Origin of the sequence: Segatella salivae DSM 15606 (assembly GCF_000185845.1) — a bacterium.
GTDB lineage: Bacteria > Bacteroidota > Bacteroidia > Bacteroidales > Bacteroidaceae > Prevotella > Prevotella salivae.
The window spans coordinates 353,686-356,754 of record NZ_GL629647.1 but is presented as its reverse complement, the minus strand read 5'-3'; the positions used below and the strand labels follow the sequence as shown (position 1 = coordinate 356,754).

3 protein-coding genes are annotated in these 3,069 nt (G+C 42.3%); all 3 read left to right on the top strand.

The annotated features are described in order from the left end of the window. Window positions 1-750 (top strand): DUF6261 family protein (locus HMPREF9420_RS12870; RefSeq protein ID WP_007133628.1); only part of this gene is annotated, 750 nt, incomplete at its 5' end. 296 nt (window positions 751-1,046) lie between these two features. After that, window positions 1,047-2,084 carry a UDP-glucose 4-epimerase GalE gene (gene galE / locus HMPREF9420_RS01560; RefSeq protein ID WP_007133627.1) on the top strand — a complete coding sequence of 346 codons (1,038 nt, stop codon included), beginning with the start codon at window positions 1,047-1,049 and terminating at the stop codon, window positions 2,082-2,084. Window positions 2,085-2,310: 226 nt separating this feature from the next. Beyond that, window positions 2,311-2,859: a 30S ribosomal protein S16 gene (locus HMPREF9420_RS01555; protein ID WP_007133626.1), complete on the top strand. Its 549-nt coding sequence runs from the start codon at window positions 2,311-2,313 to the stop codon at window positions 2,857-2,859. Window positions 2,860-3,069: the final 210 nt, after the last annotated feature.

Below are 3,069 nucleotides of genomic sequence, written 5' to 3'. Positions count from 1 at the left end.
CCCGTGGCAGCGGTGTGCGAGGCAGCGAAGGCGTTAGACAAAGGGCTCGGCGTTTACGCAGGCATTCAAAATAAGGCGGTTGACGCGGAAACGGCTGAGGTGCGTGGAATGTTGAAAGACTTAGAGCGCTTTGCCACTGAGGTGACCGCATTAGGACTGGCGCCAGTTACGGCACAGTTGAAGACCGTGAACGATGAGTTTCAAAAGGTATATAACACGCGACAGGAAAAGGCCGTGGACCAGAAAATGCCGGCATTGAGTGAGGTTCGTCCGCAAACCGATGCCGTCTTTGGCGTAGTTTGTCGCTACATTGAGGCCAGCTATCTCTTTGCCACAACCGACGACGACCGCGCGCTGATAGAGCGTTTGGTTGACCGCATGAATCAGGAAAGCGACCACTTCAAGACTTCGCACAAACAGAGCATGGCGCAGAAGAAACCTACGCCCAAGCCTACACCAGAAGAAGAAAACAGGCTAAAAGCAGGATTCCCAGCACTTGAACAGCAAATGGAGCTTGAAGGTGGCAGCCTCTCGTTTACAGGCAAGACCAAGGGCACGGCAGCCAAGCGCAAATATGAATTGGCCATAACAGGCAAGACCACAGCCGATGGCAAGCCCAAAACCATTTGGGTGGGTGTGAATAAGGATGGCACGCTGTTTCTCGTAGAGGAGAAGAAGCCGAAGCCGAAAGCCGGCGGCGGAACAACCGAACAGCCCAACTTTGGGATTAAACATAAAAACCAACCATAAAATTGTCGAGCTTAGGGAAATGCGTAAAACCGCATTCATAAATTAACTCTTATTGCGACGAAAACCTGCGCAGCGGCGTAGTTATACAATAGGTATCGTCATAAATACTCCTAAGTCTAAAGTGGCGGTGCAGCGCTGTTGCGATAACAGGCTGCACCCTTTTTTGTGCGTTTACTATTATCAATTTATATTCCTGCAAGAAAGTTTCTTTATTAAATTAATAATTATTTACGCCTTTATGCCGTGTATTCAATGCAAATTGTGTAACTTTGCCGTAAATCTTATAAACAATTTCTATGAAACAAACTATACTTGTTACAGGTGGTACGGGCTTTATAGGCTCACATACGGCAGTGGAACTGATTGAAGCCGGCTATGATGTTGTCGTTGTTGATAATTTAAGTAACTCAAAAATGGAGGTACTTGACGGCATAGAGGAAATAACTGGTTATCGTCCTTCATTCGAGATGGTAGATCTTCGCGATAAAGAAGCAACCGAGGAGGTGTTTAAGAAGTATTCTAATATCGTTGGAATCATTCATTTTGCAGCTTCAAAGGCAGTGGGAGAGAGCGTTCAGAAGCCATTGCTTTATTATAGAAACAATATTGTTTCGCTTATTAATCTGTTGGAATTGATGCCGCAGTATGGTGTTAAAGGAATTATATTCTCTTCAAGTTGCACTGTATATGGTCAACCCAAGCCAGAGAATTTGCCAGTTACAGAAGATGCTCCTCATCAGAAGGCGACTTCACCTTATGGCAATACAAAGGAAATAAATGAGCAGATTATTTATGATTACATACATAGTGGGGCTGATATAAAGAGTATTATCCTAAGATATTTTAATCCGATAGGTGCTCATCCTACAGCTTTAATTGGCGAGTTGCCTAATGGAGTTCCTGCAAATCTTATTCCTTATGTAACACAAACAGCAATAGGAATACGCAAAGAGTTGACCATTTTTGGTAATGATTATGATACGCCTGACGGCACATGTATACGTGATTATATTTATGTGGTGGATCTTGCCAAAGCCCATGTTGCTGCGATGCGTCGAGTATTAGAGAAAGATGCAGACCGCATAGACTATTTCAACATAGGTACGGGACACGGAAACACAACCAAAGAAATCGTAGATACATTTGAAGAAGCAACGGGAGTAAAGGTGAATTGGCACTATGGTCCGCGTCGAGAAGGAGATATCGAAAAGATTTGGGGCGATTGTAGTAAGGCCAACAAAGAACTTGGTTGGAAAGCCGACACACCATTGACAGAGGTTCTTGCCAGTGCATGGAAATGGCAAAAGAAACTTCGCGAAGATGGAGTGATGTAAGGAGAATCATCATTTAAGCCCTATGATGAGCTTAAGCATAAAATAACTTCAAACTAATAGGAGAGAGTCTACAATGTTTTTAATGTAGACTCTCTTTGGTTAAATAACTTTAAACAAATGTATTAATGCAGATACATAAAGTTTGTTGTTGATAAATCTTCTTACCTTTGCATGCGCTGTTACGAGTTGACAGCATAAATTCAAACCTAATTAATATATAAAGAAAATGGCAACAAGAATCAGATTGCAGCGTGGCGGCCGTAAAGGTTATGCTTTTTATGGTATCGTAATCGCTGATGTTAGAGCACCACGTGATGGTAAATTTACTGAGAAGATTGGAACGTTTAATCCAAACACCAATCCAGCTACTGTAGATTTGAATTTCGACCGCGCCTTGTATTGGGTAGAAACAGGTGCACAGCCAACCGACACTGTTCGTAACATTCTAAAGCGTGAGGGTGTTTATTTGATGAAACATCTTCGTGGTGGAGTAAAGAAGGGTGCATTTGATGAAGCTGAAGCACAGAAGAAGTTTGACGCTTGGAAAGAGAATAAGCAGAAAGGCTTTGATGATATCCGTGAAAAGGATGCGAAAGCAAAGAAGGATGCTGAAAAAGCTGAACTCGAAGCAGAAAAGAAGATGAATGAAAGCATCGCTAAGAAAGTAGCTGAGAAGAAGGCTGCTGAAGCTGCAGCGAAGGCTGAAGCAGAAGCTGAAAAAACAGCTGAAGAGGCTGCTCCTGAAGCAGAAGAAGCTGCGCCAGCAGAAGCTTAGACATCTTTTAAGAACCATAGGTAATGAGGACGGACTATATGTTCGTCCTTTTTTATTATTGTTCGAATAAGAATAAAATCAAATTCTTGATTGTAAACACACTTTGTTTTCAGTAGAAATCGAAAGGAAAAGAGTTTAAATCATAATAGAATCGGACCTTGCGCTAATAGCTTATTTCGTTATGTCTACAATCATTCGTATATATGGGTT

Bases quoted from the DNA above. Each gene is read 5' to 3' on its own strand.
- galE (WP_007133627.1), top strand. From the start codon at position 1,047: ATGAAACAAACTATACTTGTTACAGGTGGTACGGGCTTTATAGGCTCA.
- HMPREF9420_RS01555 (WP_007133626.1), top strand. From the start codon at position 2,311: ATGGCAACAAGAATCAGATTGCAGCGTGGCGGCCGTAAAGGTTATGCT.